At 68.0% G+C, this 14,759-nt stretch carries 13 protein-coding genes and 1 riboswitch; of the genes, 5 read left to right on the top strand and 8 right to left on the bottom strand.

What is annotated here, in order from left to right; all coding sequences use genetic code 11:
* Nucleotides 1–122: 122 nt before the first annotated feature.
* Nucleotides 123–773, bottom strand: coding sequence for a nucleoside/nucleotide kinase family protein (locus tag ACFVWT_RS11810; RefSeq protein WP_390248001.1), 651 nt, complete (start codon nt 771–773; stop codon nt 123–125).
* 21 nt (nt 774–794) lie between these two features.
* Nucleotides 795–3,872: a pullulanase-type alpha-1,6-glucosidase gene (gene pulA / locus ACFVWT_RS11805; RefSeq protein ID WP_390248000.1), complete on the bottom strand. Its 3,078-nt coding sequence runs from the start codon at nt 3,870–3,872 to the stop codon at nt 795–797.
* Nucleotides 3,873–4,068: 196 nt separating this feature from the next.
* On the opposite strand from pulA, the gene ACFVWT_RS11800 reads away from it, so the two are divergent.
* A complete protein-coding gene (locus ACFVWT_RS11800) occupies nt 4,069–5,154 on the top strand; it encodes a LacI family DNA-binding transcriptional regulator (RefSeq protein WP_390247999.1) in 1,086 nt (361 codons plus the stop codon).
* On the opposite strand, the gene ACFVWT_RS11795 is transcribed toward ACFVWT_RS11800, so the two are convergent.
* From ACFVWT_RS11795 to ACFVWT_RS11785, 3 genes are all read right to left on the bottom strand, one after another.
* Entirely contained in the window at nt 5,096–5,434 is a 339-nt protein-coding gene (locus ACFVWT_RS11795; protein ID WP_390247998.1) for a DMT family transporter, read from the bottom strand. The genes ACFVWT_RS11800 and ACFVWT_RS11795 overlap by 59 nt on opposite strands.
* A complete protein-coding gene (locus ACFVWT_RS11790) occupies nt 5,434–5,757 on the bottom strand; it encodes a DMT family transporter (RefSeq protein ID WP_390247997.1) in 324 nt (107 codons plus the stop codon). The genes ACFVWT_RS11795 and ACFVWT_RS11790 overlap by 1 nt, the downstream gene beginning before the upstream one ends.
* Nucleotides 5,758–5,766: 9 nt before the next feature.
* Nucleotides 5,767–5,832: riboswitch (guanidine-III (ykkC-III) riboswitch) on the bottom strand.
* An 86-nt stretch (nt 5,833–5,918) separates the two neighbouring features.
* Complete coding sequence (locus tag ACFVWT_RS11785; RefSeq protein WP_390247996.1) at nt 5,919–7,037, bottom strand: LacI family DNA-binding transcriptional regulator; 1,119 nt, start codon at nt 7,035–7,037, stop codon at nt 5,919–5,921.
* Between the two features lie 223 nt (nt 7,038–7,260).
* On the opposite strand from ACFVWT_RS11785, the gene ACFVWT_RS11780 reads away from it, so the two are divergent.
* Nucleotides 7,261–9,222 carry a glycogen debranching N-terminal domain-containing protein gene (locus tag ACFVWT_RS11780; RefSeq protein ID WP_390247995.1) on the top strand — a complete coding sequence of 654 codons (1,962 nt, stop codon included), beginning with the start codon at nt 7,261–7,263 and terminating at the stop codon, nt 9,220–9,222.
* Nucleotides 9,223–9,229: 7 nt separating this feature from the next.
* Here ACFVWT_RS11780 and ACFVWT_RS11775 read toward each other — a convergent pair whose 3' ends face one another.
* The gene (locus tag ACFVWT_RS11775; RefSeq protein WP_390247994.1) at nt 9,230–9,862 is read right to left on the bottom strand and encodes a HutD family protein; all 633 of its coding nucleotides are present in this window, start codon (nt 9,860–9,862) and stop codon (nt 9,230–9,232) included.
* 122 nt (nt 9,863–9,984) lie between these two features.
* Between ACFVWT_RS11775 and ACFVWT_RS11770 the strand changes: the two genes are divergently transcribed.
* The 3 genes from ACFVWT_RS11770 to ACFVWT_RS11760 all read left to right on the top strand — a co-directional run bounded on the left by ACFVWT_RS11770 (nt 9,985) and on the right by ACFVWT_RS11760 (nt 12,368).
* Entirely contained in the window at nt 9,985–10,581 is a 597-nt protein-coding gene (locus ACFVWT_RS11770) for a phosphoribosylanthranilate isomerase (protein WP_390247993.1), read from the top strand.
* Between the two features lie 66 nt (nt 10,582–10,647).
* Nucleotides 10,648–11,739, top strand: coding sequence for an LLM class flavin-dependent oxidoreductase (locus tag ACFVWT_RS11765; protein WP_390247992.1), 1,092 nt, complete (start codon nt 10,648–10,650; stop codon nt 11,737–11,739).
* Between the two features lie 83 nt (nt 11,740–11,822).
* Nucleotides 11,823–12,368, top strand: coding sequence for a YceI family protein (locus ACFVWT_RS11760; protein ID WP_390247991.1), 546 nt, complete (start codon nt 11,823–11,825; stop codon nt 12,366–12,368).
* A 73-nt stretch (nt 12,369–12,441) separates the two neighbouring features.
* On the opposite strand, the gene ACFVWT_RS11755 is transcribed toward ACFVWT_RS11760, so the two are convergent.
* On the bottom strand, nt 12,442–13,578 hold the full coding sequence (locus ACFVWT_RS11755) for a serine hydrolase domain-containing protein (protein ID WP_390247990.1): 1,137 nt from the start codon (nt 13,576–13,578) through the stop codon (nt 12,442–12,444).
* The gene (locus tag ACFVWT_RS11750; protein WP_390247989.1) at nt 13,569–14,585 is read right to left on the bottom strand and encodes a magnesium and cobalt transport protein CorA; all 1,017 of its coding nucleotides are present in this window, start codon (nt 14,583–14,585) and stop codon (nt 13,569–13,571) included. The genes ACFVWT_RS11755 and ACFVWT_RS11750 overlap by 10 nt, the downstream gene beginning before the upstream one ends.
* Nucleotides 14,586–14,759 lie beyond the last annotated feature (174 nt).

The following is a 14,759-nucleotide window of genomic DNA, read 5'->3' as shown; positions in this document are numbered from 1 at the left end:
CTGAGACCCGATGATGGTCCGGTGATCCTAGGAGCAGGCTAACAGGGCTGCGCGGCACTGGCTGTCCGCCGCTGAAATAAGACGGGAACTGCTGTCCGGCCACCGACAACAAACGGGAATCGTCAGGACCAGGGAATGATCCGGTCCGCGGCAGTGCGGGTGGATTCGATCAGCCGCGCGTTGGATTCGTCCGAGCCGGCGGCCCATTGCTCCGCGGCCGGCCGGTCCATGCCAAAGTGCACATGCCGGTCCACCAGCCGCTCCAACCGCAGTACGGGGGGAGCGTCCATGAACCAGACCTCGTCCAGCTGCGCCCGGACCTGCTGCCACACGGGAGGGTCCGCCAGCAGGTAGTTCCCTTCGGTGATCACCAGCGGCACCGAGGCCGGAACGGCAATGGAGGCTGCCACGGGCTCGTCGATCTCCCGGCGGAAATCCGGGGCGTAGACCACCGGCTCATCGCGCCGCGCGAGCCGCCGCAGCAGTGAGAGGTAACCGCCGGCGTCGAACGTGTCTATGGCCCCCTTGCGCTGCCGCAGCGGCGTGCCGTCGATGATCGCGTTGCCCAGGTGGAAGCCGTCCATCGGCACCACCACGGCGACGTCCGGGCCAAAGAGGGAATGCAGGGCCGCTGCAAAGGTGGACTTCCCGGACCCCGGCGGGCCCGTGATGCCGAGCAATGTCCGTTTCCCGGACGCGAGGCGGCCGCGCAGGTCCGCCGCGGCCGCCCTCACCTCCGGATGCCGGAGCGCGTCCGGCGGGATAGATGCCATGGGCACCAGCCTAATTCGCCGTTACCTGGCCTGGAACACCGCCACGGTGCGGGCGGGGACGGTGAAAGTCCCCGACTGCGCGTCATAGGCGGCCCTCTTGACCACGGAATCCACGCCCCCTGCCTGCACCGGGTGCAGGGCATAGGCGGAACCCGCGGTGCCGGACACGGTCTGGCTCGTGGCCTCGTCCGAGGCATTGAACACCACCACGAGTCCGCGCAGGTTCTTGTCCACGTCCGTCCCGGCTGAGTCGTCAATGCGCATCACCACCACGCCCGGGGTCTGTTCCGGGCCGCCTCCCGGGAAGGAGACCTTCTGCTGGACCAGCCCGGCGTCGCCCAGGTGGAACAACGGCGTGCTCTTGCGGATCTGCAGCAGTTCCTCGGCCCGTTGACGGGCTTCTGCCATGTCCGCGGGAGCCGGCTTCTGGGCCGGATCTGCCAGCAGCGGGCGCATGTAGCCGTACTTGTCCTCGTTGTCAGCCTTGGGCGGCAGGCCGCGGCCGAAACCGTTGGTGGCGTCCGTGTGGTCCAGGACGTTGAACCAGTCACCGGAATCGTAGCTGTTGCGGTCCAGCGACTTGCTGCGCAGCGATTCGCCTCCGGCGTGCCAGAAGGAGATGCCTTGGCCGAAGGCCGTGGTGCTGAGCGCGAGGGTCTGCATCCGTGTGCGGTCGGCCATGGCCGTGTCCTGCGGCAGCTTCAGGGCGAGGGCGTCGAACAGCGTCTCATTGTCGTGGGCTTCCACGTAGGTGACGGCCTCTTGGGGATCGCTGGTGTATCCGGCCGGGGCGCCGTTGTAGGGCACGTCCGAGCCCTTGACGGCGGCGCCGGTGCGGTCAATGAAGGAGTAGTCCTTCAGGTTGCCGGTCAGGCCTACCTTCACCAGGTCCTGGGCCAGGAGAAGGGCGGCCTTCTGCTGTTCGGGGGTGCCGTTGGCCGGGGAATCGTTGGGATCCGTGAACAGGCCGGAAGCAAACCCCTGGACCCGCGGATCGGGGTCGAACGGGCCTCCGCCGCGTACGGCGTCGCGCAGGCGGTCGTTGAACGTGCCGATGCCGGTCCCGGCCATGTTCGCCTGGGTGGCCTGCACGAACCTGGCGTTGTTGGCCACCTCGCCGAAGTTCCAGCCCTCGCCGTACAGGGCGATGTTCTTGCCGTCCACGCCGTCCTTGGGCAGGGTCAGCCTGTCCAGGGCAGCCCTGACGTCCAGCATGTTCTGCTTTGAGTGATGCCCCATGAGGTCGAAACGGAAGCCGTCCAGTTTGTAGGTCCTGGCCAGCGTCACCAGCGAGTCGACCATGAGTTTGCCCATCATGGCGTTCTCGGTGGCCGTGTTGGCGCAGCACGTGGACGTCTCCAGGGATCCGGTGACGGCGTTCAGGCGGTGGTAATAGCCCGGGACAATCCGGTCGAGGTTGTTGCTGCCGGACTGGCCGGCACTGGAAGTGTGGTTGTAGACGACGTCCTGGATTACCCGTGCGCCCGTGGTGTTCAGGGCCGCCACCATTCCGCGGAATTCAGTGATCCTGGTGGGTCCGTCAGGATTGGTGGAGTAGGAGCCTTCCGGTGTTGTGTAGTGCAGGGGGTCATAGCCCCAGTTGAAACCGTCCTTGGCCGCAGTCCCGGCCACGCAGGCCTGCTGTTCCTCGGAGTCGGCGGGAAGGGCGGCGAGGTCACAGAGCGGTTCGCGCTGTTCGCTGCGGCGCTCCTCGATGGTGCCGATGTCGTTGACGGGCAACAGGTGGACCGCGTTCATCCCGGCGTCCACCAGTTCCTGCATGCGCTTCATGCCGTTGCTGCCGGTGTCCGTGAATGCCTTGTAGGTGCCGCGGTGCTCGGCCGGAACGGATTCGTCGGTGATGGAAAAGTCACGCACGTGCAGTTCGTAGAGGGAAAGGTCCTCCGGCTTGCTGAGCGCGGGCTTCTGGAGTTTGGCCCAGCCGGCCGGTGCCAGCGACCTGTCATCCAGATCCACGAACAGGCTGCGTTCGGAGTTGGCGGAAAGGCCCACGCTGTAGGGGTCCGTGACGAGGTTCCGCTCAACTTTGCCGGTTTCCGGAACGAACACCTCCACTTCGTACAGGTAGTAGGCGCCGTTCCAGTCCTTGTCCCCGACCACGGACCATACGCCGTCCTTGCCCGGTTTCATTGCCGTGGCGGCCACGGGCTCGCCGCCGGAGCCGGAGGCGTAGGTGCGGACGGTGACGCTGCGGGCCGTGGGGGCCCACAGCGAAAGCTCCGGACGCTTGCCCTTCCATGCCAGGCCGAGTTCCTGCTCTGCCGCACCGGGGTAGAGCGAGTCCAGGACTCCGGGAACCTGGACCCCGGTGGCGGCTGTGACCTTGCCGTCCGGGCCGACGGCGGCCACCAGCAGTTGGCCTTTGAGCAGTTCCTTGGCCTGGCGTGAGCCGGCGTCAGTCAACCGCAGGGAGGCGAGGCCCGCCAAGTGCGGATACTTGGCCGCAAGGCCTGCATCCAACCCCTCGGCGTCGGGTTCGAGCGGAAGGGAGGAACCCCCGGTGACCTGACCGTCCGCAACCGCCAGGCCGCCGTCGGGGGCGCTGTAAAGCCGGTAGCTCGTGCCCTCGGCGGCGGGGGCCTTCCATGCGATGGTGTCCGCCGTCAGCCAGTGCGCCCCGGCCTCGGCTCCCAGGGCATCCGGCACGTCATCGGTGAGGGTGTGGCTGGCGTGGTCGTACGTGAACGTCACCGGCCCTCCCGGCGCGTTGAGCACGATGTCGCCGCCGCCCGCCACTCCTCCTGCGCCGTAGTTCTCGTCCCACGAATTGTTGAGGGCGACCTTCATGGCGTAAGTGCCGGCCGGGACATCGAAGGTGGCCCGGTACAGGGTTGCGGATGCCTCCACCGGCAGCAGCCGGCTGGCGGTGCACTCCGGCTGCCAGTCGCCCGGGCAGCCGATTTCGGACTGCAGCGATCCTACGAGGGCCACCGTGCCGGGAGCGGCGGTGTGGTCCGCAAAAGCGGGGAGGGCGAGGCCGCCCAGGGTGAGGGGAGTGACGCAGGCTGCGGCCAGCGCAGCCAGTACTTTCCTGTTGAGGGCGGGCGGTGACCCGGGCAGGCGGGAGTGGCGAATCATGGGAGACCTTCCTTGGCAATGCCCCAGAACGGCATCGGCGGTGAGCGGGGATACCGATGAGCCTAGGTAGCGGTTGTGATGCACGTCAACTGTTTACAGAAAATTTTGCGCTCTGTTTTCATGAAAAGACAGCGTGCTATTTACGTACACTGGGAGCACCATGACTTCCGGACTGCTGTTCCGGTGAAGGAGCCGTATGAGCACGACAGCGGGCCGCGCAGACCCAACCGCCCCGGAGCGACCGAAGCTGGAGGACCTCGCCCGGAAGGTGGGCGTCAGCATCGCCACCGTGTCCCGTGTGGTCAATGGCCGGAAAGGTGTTTCGCGCGAGGTGCGGCAGGCGGTCCTCGCCGCGATGGACGACCTTGGCTACGAGCGCCCGGACCGTGCCCGGAGCACCACCCGGGGCCAGGTGGGGATCATCGTCCCGGACCTGACCAATCCGATCTTTCCGGCAATTGCACAGGCCGTCGTATCGCTCCTGTCCCAGGAGGACTTCATCCCGATCCTCTGTGCCCTGCCGGGCGGGGGACGCTCCGAGGACGAGTACATTGAAATGCTCGTGGCGCAGGAAGCATCCGGGATCATTTTCATCTGCAGTTCACACGCCGACGGCCAGGCCAGCCTGGAGCGCTACCACCGGCTGCGCGGCCGCGGCATCCCCTTCGTCCTGGTCAACGGTCCCCGCCCGGAACTGGCCGCCGCCTCCGTGTCCAATGACGACGCCGCGGCTATCAGCACTGCGGTGCAGCACCTCGCCAGCCTGGGGCACCGGAAGGTGGGGCTGGCGATCGGCCCGCACCGCTTCATCCCGAGCAGGCAGAAGCTGGCCGGGTTCCGCTCCGCCCTGGCCGAGTACCTGGGCACCGAGGACCCGGAACCGCACACGGCCACCAGCATGTTCACAGTGGAAGGCGGCCAGAGCGCGGCGAATGAGCTTTTGGACTCCGGCCACACGGCCATCGTGTGTGCTTCCGATGTCATGGCCCTCGGTGCCATCCGCGCGGTCCAGGCCAGGGGGCTGCGCGTGCCGGAGGACGTGTCCATCGTCGGCTTCGACGACTCACCGCTGATGGCGCTCACGAATCCGCCGCTGACCACGCTCCGGCAGCCCGTCGCTGCGATCGCGCACGCCGCCGTGCATGCCCTGGCGGCCGAAATTGCCGGCGAACATTCCAGCCGCTCGCCGGTGGTCCTGGCGTCCGACCTGGTGGTGCGCGGCTCTACCGGTCCTGCGGCAGCAGTTTCAGCCCCGCCGCGCAGCCCACAATCCCGGCAATGAACAGCAGCTTGAGGGGGCTGGCGGGCTCGACGCCGGTGGCCATGGCCCAGCCCACTGTCAGGGCGGCGCCGATGCCCACCCATACGGCGTAGGCGGTCCCGAGCGGGATCGATTTCACGGCGATCCCCAGTCCCGCCATGCTCAGTGTTGCGGTGACGGCAAAGACGGCAGTTGGCAGTGCCTGGGAGAAGCCGTCGGACAGTCCCAGGGCCGTGGCCCAGACGGCCTCCAGCACGGCGGAGGCGAGCAGGACCAGCCACGCAGTGGCATTCCTGGTCATTACGCCACCACCTTCAGGCCCACCACGGACGCCGCGATACCGGCGAGCAGCAGCAGCCGCGCCGCCGTCGCCCGTTCCACTTTGGTGACCATCGCGTAAGCGGAGGTCAGCACCACGCCGACACCCACCCAGACCGCGTAGGCAGTACCGGTGGGGATGGACTGCATTGCGATGGCGAGGCCGCCGGTGCTGGCGATGACGGAAACCAGGAAGACCGCCGCGGGCAGGACGCGCCGGCGGCCCTTGGCCTGCGACGTCCGGTGCAGCGCTGCGGCCCACACGGCCTCGAGCGCCCCGGAAAGGATGAGGATTAACCACGACATGACAGATCCTTTGGCCAGTCTTGTCGCGTGCCGGGTACTGAACCGTCGTCCGGAGGTTCCGGACGGGAACCTTGATTCCAGCGTAGCAACGCCCGACGGCGGGCGGCACTGTTGGTGGCCAAGCTCACCGGTGCTTCGCAGGCCGGTGGCTTAGCTGCGCGCTAGCTGGTGCCGGTTGCCGCCAGCGGCAGCGGAATCCGTTCCACCACCCGCGGTGCAAGGAGGAGCTGCCTTTCCGGCGGGGCGGGGGCTGCAGGGACGGCGCCGCCCGCTGTACCAACGGTGCCCGTTCCGGCAACGGGACCGCTGCCCGCCAGCTCGTAAGCCAGGACGCGGATGATGTGGCGCGCGGCCTCTTCCACGGGCTGGGCGATGCTCGACAGTCCCAGCGCCGCAGCGACGGGAGTGTTGTCAAAGCCAACGACAGCGGGCCGGCCGGCAGTCAGCCCGGACCCGGAACTGCCAAGCCGTGATTCCCGTAGCGTCTCCATGGCACCCAGCGCCAGGGAATCGCTGGAACAGACGACGGCGGTGGCTCCCCTCGAGACGAGCAGGGCTGCTCCTGACGCGCCGCCGGCCACGGTGTCCTCCGCTTCCACGCCGAGGTTGGCCACATCCCGGCCGTGGCCTGCCGCAGTCATGGCGCGCTTCCAGCCGCGGTGGCGGTCGGCGCCCACCGGATCGCCCGTGTACCAGCCCAGGAATCCAATCCTGGAGTGGCCCTGGGCCAGCAAGACTTTCACGCCCGCTTCCGTTCCGGCTGCCCCGTCCACATCCACCCAGGGGTGGTGTGCGGCCGCAGGGTGTCCGGCGGCGTCCCAGGGCCGGCCGAAGACCGCAAACGGCGTGCCGCGTTCCTGCAGCCAGCGGGTCCGTGCGTCGTCGGGGGTGCTGGAGGTGAGGATGAATCCGTCCAGCCCCGCGACATCCAGAAGTTGTTCGTACTGGCGGATTTCGTCCGTGTCCGAGTCGGCGCAGAAGAGCGTCAGCCGGTAGCCCGCCGACTGGGCTGCTTCAGTAAGCGCGTGCAGGAAGCGGTCCAGGACAGCGCCGTTGATGCCGTCCGTGGCGGGAAGCAGCCGCATGCCGAGGTTCATGGACCGCTGGGTGCGCAACTGGCGGGCAGCCGCGCTGGGCCGGTAGCCGGCCGCGGCGATGGCGGCCTGGACACGCTCCCGGGTCGCGGGTTTGACCTTGTGCGGCGCGTTCAGCACGTTGGAGATGGTTTGCCGTGACACGGCAAGTTCGCCGGCCAGGCTGGCGAGGGTGGGCCGGGGCAAGCGGGGCTCCTAGGGATGCGGGTACTGGGCGGTGGAATGCATGCAGGGGACCGGCGGGCGTCCCGCCACGAGCGCGCCGTGGCGCGCCTTTTTTCACACACTAACGTGTGAGAGGATTTAACCGCACAAATTTGATCGATCAAATTTCCGCGCCAGGTTCACGCCCGGTCATGCGGACACCAGCCTCCGCACCCACACCCAGCAGCACAGGAGTTGTTTCACCGTGGCCTCTGAACAGCCATACCTGCACAATCTCTCCGGCGTTTTCAGCGCACCCATCCAGGCATGGTCCGACGCCCACGGACAGATCCGGCATGCCGGAGCGCAAGGGATCTACTGCGGAGATGACCGCGTGCTCAATACCGCAATCCTCACGGTGGACGGGCGGGAGCCTGAATGGGTGTCCACCCAGTTGCGTTCCTCCAAGGAAACCGACTACATCTACTTTGTGCGCGCGGATGCCGAGGTGGCGGACCCGCTGCTCTCGCTGGTGCGGACGCGCTCGGCCCAATCCGGCCGGATCCGTCCCGGCGCGGACACTGAGAGCCTCACCGGTTGCTCCGGACGGGTGGCTGAGACGCTGCGCCTTGAGTCGGCCATGCGGGAGCCGGTGTCGCTGACGGTCCGGCTGACCCTTGGCGCGGACAACACCACGATGGAAGACATCAAGCAGGGCGGCCAAGGCGGCACCCCGGTGGAACCGCAGGGGACCACCTGGTCCTGGCGGGACAAGGACACCACCCTGGCACTCACGGCGGACGACGGAACCGTCCGCATCCATGGCAGCACGGTAACCATCGACTGGGCCGTGCAGGTGTTTCCCGGCGTGCCCGTGGAGCTGGCCTGGGCGGTGGACCTGACGGACGAGGATTCCCCGATGCTCGCCGCGGACGGGGAACCCATCGTGGCTCCGGCCTCAAACGACCCCCGGCTCAACCGGCTCCTGGAACGGTCCGTCAGCGACCTCAACAGCCTGCGCCTGGCCCACCACTCACATCCGCATGACACGTTCCTGGCGGCCGGCGCCCCGTGGTTCTTCACCATGTTCGGCCGCGATTCCATCATCGCGGCGCGCATGCTGCTGCCCGTCAACACGGCCATCGCCGGCGGAACGCTCCGCGCGCTCGCCGGCCGGCAGGGCACGGAGACGGACCACACCACGGCCGTCCAGCCCGGCAAGATCCTGCACGAGGTCCGCCGGACCGTCCTGACCATGGCCGAGAGCGGTCATGCCCTGCGCCTGCCGCCGGTGTACTACGGAACCATTGACGCGACGCCGCTGTGGATCTGCCTCCTGCACGACGCCTGGAAAGCCGGCATGCCGGATGACGAGGTGGAGGAACTCCTGCCCAACCTCCAGGACGCCCTCGAATGGCTCAGGGACCACGGCGACCTCGACGGGGACGGCTTCCTGGAATACCTCGACGCCTCCGGGCAAGGCCTGGTGAACCAGGGCTGGAAGGACTCCGGCGACGCCATCCGCTGGCACGACGGCTCACTGGCGAAGGGGCCCATCGCGCTCGCCGAGGTCCAGGCCTACGCCTACGAGGCCGCCGTGGTGGGCGCGGAAATCCTCGACGTCTTCGGACGTCCCGGGGCGCAGGAATGGCGTGACTACGCGGCAGGAATGGCCGAGCGCTTCCGGGCGCAGTTCTGGTGCGAGGACGAACTGGGTCCCTACCCGGCGCTCGCCCTGGATGCGGACAAACGCCCGGTGGATGGCGTGACCTCCAACATGGGACACCTGCTCGGCACCGGAATCCTCAATGAGGAGGAGCAGCGGATCGTGGTGCGCCGCGTCATGGACCCCACCATGTTCTCCGGCTACGGCGTCCGGACCCTGTCCACCACCAACGGAGGCTACTGGCCAACCCGGTACCACGCGGGCGCCGTCTGGAGCCATGACACGGCCCTGATCATCAGCGGCATGCTGGCGGACGGCTTCCCGGATGAGGCAGCGCAGCTCGCCGCCGGGCTGCTTCATGTGGCCGAAGCCAACGACTGGCGGCTGCCGGAGCTCTTTGGCGGCCACGGCTCGGACACCATGCGCACCCCAGTGCCGTTCCCGGCGAGCTGCCGTCCGCAGGCCTGGGCTTCGGCCAGCTCGGTGGTGATCGCCGCTGCGCTTGCCCCGAACGGGCGGCCGTCACAGCGGGAGGACCTGCAGGCATCCGCCAGCCTGTAACCCGGCCTTAGCCGGTAACGCGGTCTATCGACACGACCGCCAGGAATCCCCTGCCAAGGATTTCCGGCGTGCCGGAGTCAGAGCCGACGACGGCGTCATAGCGGCCCAGCGTCTCCGGCTCGCCGGCCGCCGGGGCTGCGTCGGGTGCTTCGCTGCCGCCCGGGGTCTCCCCGCCTCCGGCGGTGCCGGTGCTGACGGTTGCCTGGCCCTGCAGCAGGATTCCGAGCTGTCCCTCGAAGACAGGGTGCGCGCGCTTCTTGGAGAGTTCGATGATGGACGTGTATCCCTTGAACGCCCCGTTCCGGGTGATCACGTTCAGGTCGCGGATGTCGCCCGTGGGCAGTGCGCCGGCGGCGTCGGCGTCGCCGGAGAAACGGAACGGCCGGTACTTTTCCAGCGGGTGTTCGGCGCCGTCAACCGTCAGCAGGAGGAGTTCGCCTTCGATCACGGTGAGCACGCGGTCCATCCCGGGAAAAGCGGAGAACTCTCCGGCCTCGGACACCTCGGCGATGCTCACCCGCCAGTCCCACGCGCCGTCCTGGGCGGAGGCAGCTTTCGGATGGCTGGCCAGTTCGCGGGTGACCCCGCCCTTGTTGCGCCACGGTTCGGCCCTGAGTTCGGCATAGCGGATGATCTCCATCCGCCCAGCCTAGCGGCCTGGCGCCGGGCGGCGTCGGCAGGGAGGTTGGTGCAGGGGTGTCGGGTAGGGCTTCGCGGGCTTGCTAACGTCAGGTGAAGGAAATGCGGCAGGAGGAGCCAAGGATGTTCGTCAAGGTGTGTGGGCTGAGTACGCCGGAGTCGGTCCGGGAGGCGGCCGGCGCCGGTGCGGACGCCGTCGGCTTTGTCCTGACCAGGAGTCCGCGCGAGGTCACGCCCGCCCGCGCGCGGGAGCTTCTGGCCGAGGTTCCGGCCGGCACCCCGGCCGTGGGCGTGTTCCGCCACGAGCCGGTGGCGGACGCTATCGCCGTCGCCCGCGACGCCGGCCTGGGCTGGATCCAGCTCCACGGGGACCGCACCCCGCAGGACGTCACAGCAGCGCACGACGCCGGCATGAAGGTGATCCGGGCCGTCACCATGGGTGCCTCCCCGGAAGCATTCGGCAGCTGGGGCGAGGAACTGCTGCTGATCGACGCCGCTGTTCCGGGCTCCGGCGAGGCCTGGGACTACGCCTCGGTGCAGGCCAAGGGGCTGGCCGGCCGGAACTGGCTGCTGGCAGGGGGCCTCGACCCCGCTAACGTCGCCCGGGCCGCAAAGGAAGCCGGTGCGTGGGGAGTGGACGTCTCCTCCGGCGTTGAAAGCTCCCGCGGAGTAAAGGACCTGGCGAAGATCCGGGCGTTCGTGCTGGCGGCGAAGGCTTAGCGCCCTTCCCCTGGGGTGCGCGGCGCGAGCCGGAATGGATGGCGTGCGGTTCTTGTTGCCGCAGTCATGAAGCGCATCGGATTTCTTTCCTTCGGCCACTGGGGCAACGTTGAGGGGTCCCGTACCCGCACGGCCCGGGATGCGCTGCTGCAGGGCATCGACCTCGCCGTGGCAGCTGAGGAACTGGGGATCGACGGCGCCTTCTTCCGGGTGCACCACTTTGCCCGGCAACAGGCATCCCCGTTCCCGCTACTGGCCGCCATCGCCGCCCGGACCAGCAGGATCGAAATGGGCACCGGCGTCATCGACATGCGGTACGAGAACCCGCTGTACATGGCCGAGGAGGCGTCGGCCACCGACCTGATCAGCGGCGGGAGGCTGCAGCTCGGGGTCAGCCGTGGTTCACCCGAACCTGCCCGGGACGGAGCGGCGGTGTTCGGCCATGTTCCGGCCGACGGCGAGAGCCCCGCCGACATGGCGCGCCGGCACACGGCGGTGTTCCGCCATGCCATCACCGGTGCCGGGGTGGCCGAATCGGATCCACGCTATGGCGGTGGACCGGGCAGGCTTCCGGTGCAGCCGAACTCGCCGGATCTTGCCCGCCGGATCTGGTGGGGCGCCGGATCCCGCGCCACCGCCGTGTGGACCGCGGAGCAGGGGATGAACCTGATGAGTTCCACGCTGCTGACCGAAGACACAGGTGTGCCGTTCGACGAGCTGCAGGCGGAGCAGATCAGCATGTTCCGTACTGCCTGGGCAGGTGCAGGCCACCCGCACACGCCGCGGGTATCGGTCAGCCGCAGCGTCCTGCCCATCGTCGACGACGAGGACCGCCGGTACTTCGGCCTCAGCGCCCTGCGGGAAAAGCGGGACCAGGTGGGCATCATCGACGGCCTGGTGGCACGGTTCGGAAAGAGCTACGTGGGCGAGCCTGAGGCGATCGCCGAGGAACTTGCGGCAGACGCCGCGGTGCAGGCTGCCGACACGCTGCTCCTCACAGTCCCGAACCAGCTGGGCGTGGACTTCAACGCCAAGCTGCTGGGCACCATTGTCCGCCACATTGCCCCCGCCATCGGCTGGCAGCCTAAATGGGCTGCGTCTGCGTCTGCGGCTACAGGCCCGGCTGAGGTGCCGGGCGCGGAGGCTAGCCGTGGCTAGGGGTCTTCGCTAGCATTCAGCTGGGGAGCACCCCGAAGAACCCGGCGGGCCACGCCCGCCAACCGAGTCAAAGGAGACCCGTTGTGACTCTGCCCCAAGGTATTACCCCCGGCATTTGGACCCTCGACATGTCGCACAGCGAAATCGGGTTCACGGTCCGCCATGCCGGCATCAGCAAAGTCCGCGGCCGCTTCACTGACGCCTCGGCCGAGGCGCACGTGGGCACGTCCCTGTCGGCGTCCAGCCTGCACGCCACCGTCAAGACGGCGAGCTTCGAATCCGGCGACGCCAACCGTGATGCCCATGTGCGCGGGGCGGATTTTTTCGACGTCGAGCAGTTCCCCGAGATGACCTTCCGGGCCACCGGCATCGAAGGTGACGGCGAGGACTACACCGTCACCGGTGACCTCACCATCCGCGGCATCACCAAGCCCGTGGAACTCGAAGTGGAATTCACCGGCGTGGCTGTCGATCCATTCGGTGCCACCCGGGCGGGCTTCAGCGCCGAGGCCGAAATCAGCCGCAAGGAGTTCGGACTGACGTGGAATGCGGCCCTCGAAGCCGGCGGGCTGCTGGTCAGTGACAAGGTCAAGATCAACGTGGAGGCGGCCCTGGTCAAGCAGAGCTAGCCCCGAAGGACCCGCCACAAGGCGCGCCGCAAGCCGCGGCGCAAGCCGCGCGGCCGCTCAGGCCCAGACCGGCTCAGGTCCATGGCATCCGGAGGATCAGGGAAAACAAAGCGGCGTAGTCGTAGCTCGTGGAGCCGTTGGACATGAGCACGACTGCCCTGCCGCGTTCCGGGTAGAGGCGCATGATGTTCCAGAACCCCAGCCCGGTGCCGAAGTGCTCCACGTAGGACCCGTGAGGCCCGTGGGTGTGCTTCCGGAACCAGCCCGCGGAGTGGTCAAACCGCTTTCCCCGGACATGGATTTCGCGCATGGCCCGGGCCGTGGATTCCTGCAGGATGCGGTTCGCCGTGGGGCCGGCGGCAGTCCCGGGGGCCGTGGTTCCGGAAGCCGTGGTTCCGGGGGCGGCGGCCAGCCCGTCATTGAGGTGCAGCCGGGCAAACTCGGCCGCGTCCAGTACGGTACCCACCAGGCCGCCGTAGCCTGCGCCGTCAACCAGGAACGGATTCAGTGACGAGTAGTCGCCGTGCCGTGGACCCAGCGTCCCCGGCGGGAGGATCCGCGCCAGCAACGGTGCAAGGTGCCGGGGGAGCCGGACATAACCCGTGGCCGCCTGACGCCCGGGCGGATACGAAAAACCGGTTGAGCCCATTCCCAGCGGGGTGAGGATCTCGCGTTGGACATAGCGTGTGAACGGCTCGCCGGAGACCTGGCTGATGATCTGCGCCGCCACAAGGTAGCCGACGTTCGAGTAGTGCCCGGCACCTCCCACCCGGTAGCGGAACGCGCGGCGCCTGGCCATCAGTTTCCGCAGCATCTCTTCCTGGTCCGGCCCCGTTGCGCCCGCGGGGTGGATCCACGTCACGGGCAGCGGATTGCCCAGCCCCGCCGAATGGCTGAGCAGCTGCCACACCGTGGGCTGGGCAGGGCCGGGGGCGCGCAGCCAGGGCAGGTATTCATGCACAGGTGCGTGCAGGTCCAGGAGCCCCTGGTCGGATAGCCGCAGGACGGCAGTGGCCGTCACCGGCTTGGTCATCGAAAACCATGGATAGACCGTGTCCGCAGTTGCCGGCGTCAGGGCAGAGACGTCCGCATACCCGGTCGCGCCGGAATACAGCACGCGGTCCCGTGACACGACGGCCAGGGACATTCCCGGCACGCGGGACTTGGCTGCAGTTTTGGAGAGGGCCCGCCGGAGCGCGGTCAGATCCATTTGTTGTGCCTGAACGCCGCGTAGAGGATCACGCCCATGACCGCCATCAGGCCCAGCGCCATAGGGTAGCCGAAGACCCAGTCCAGCTCAGGCATGGTGCGGAAATTCATCCCGTAAATGGTGCCTACCAGGGTGGGGGCGAAGAGGATGGCAGCCCACGAGGAGATGCGTTTGACCTGCTCGCTCTGCGCGAAGCTGGATTCCGTCAGGCGCCGCATTTCATCGTTCTGCCGTTGGGCCACCAGCGCGGCGTTGACGGTGAGCGCGTTCTGCAGCAGGGCCCTGAAGGAAGCGGTCCGCTCGCCAAGCCGCAGGACGTGGTCCAGGACGTCGCGCAGGTGGTCCTGCAGTTCGGGGCCGGGCCGGTGCTCGGGTGTGCCGGTGAGAAGGGCCTGCAGGATCCCTGCGAGGGGGCTGGTTCCGCGCTGGAACATGATGACCTGGCGGGAGAGCTCATAGATCCGGCGTGACACGTCGGGGTCGCCGCCGAAGAGGTCATCCTCGATTTCGTCGATGTCGTTTTCCAGCCCGGCGGCCACCGGCTCGTACTCATCCACCACCTGGTCGAGGATGGCGTACAGCACTGCGTCGGGTCCCAGCGCCAGGAACTCGGGCTGGGATTCCATCCTGCGGCGGACGCGGGCAAGGTCCGGTGACTCGGCATGGCGGACGGTGACCACAAAATCGGTGCCCACAAACACATGGATTTCGCCGAACTCGACCTTTTCGACGTCGTCGAGATAACGCGCCGGGCGCAGCACCAGGAACAGGGTTTCGCCGTAGTGCTCAAGTTTGGCCCGCTGGTGCCCGGTCAGGGCGTCCTCCACCGCCAGATGGCTGAGTTCGAACTCGTCCGCCACGGAACGCAGTTCCTGCGAGTCCGGCCGGTACAGCCCGATCCAGGCCATCCCCTCACGCTGCCGCAGCAGGAAGTAGGTCTCCTCTAGTCCTTCCGGGTCGGTGGTCCGGCGGCCATCCACATAGACGGCATTGTCAACAATGGTCACGCTGAGCCTCCTTCTGCGGACCGTCCCTTGCTGTGACGTTAGCCCTTCGCCGGGACGCTGCCAACAGTATGCGCCCGGGCCGCCGTGACGCCGTGACGGGGGAGCGTAAGGATTTCGTAAAGACCGGGTTAAGCAGGAATCGCGCGGTGCTACGCTCCGTGATGCGCCGGACAA

This window comes from Arthrobacter sp. NPDC058288 (assembly GCF_042880995.1).
GTDB lineage: Bacteria > Actinomycetota > Actinomycetes > Actinomycetales > Micrococcaceae > Arthrobacter.
Note: the sequence above shows the minus strand (reverse complement) of the source record. Positions and strands in the feature narration are given on the sequence as shown.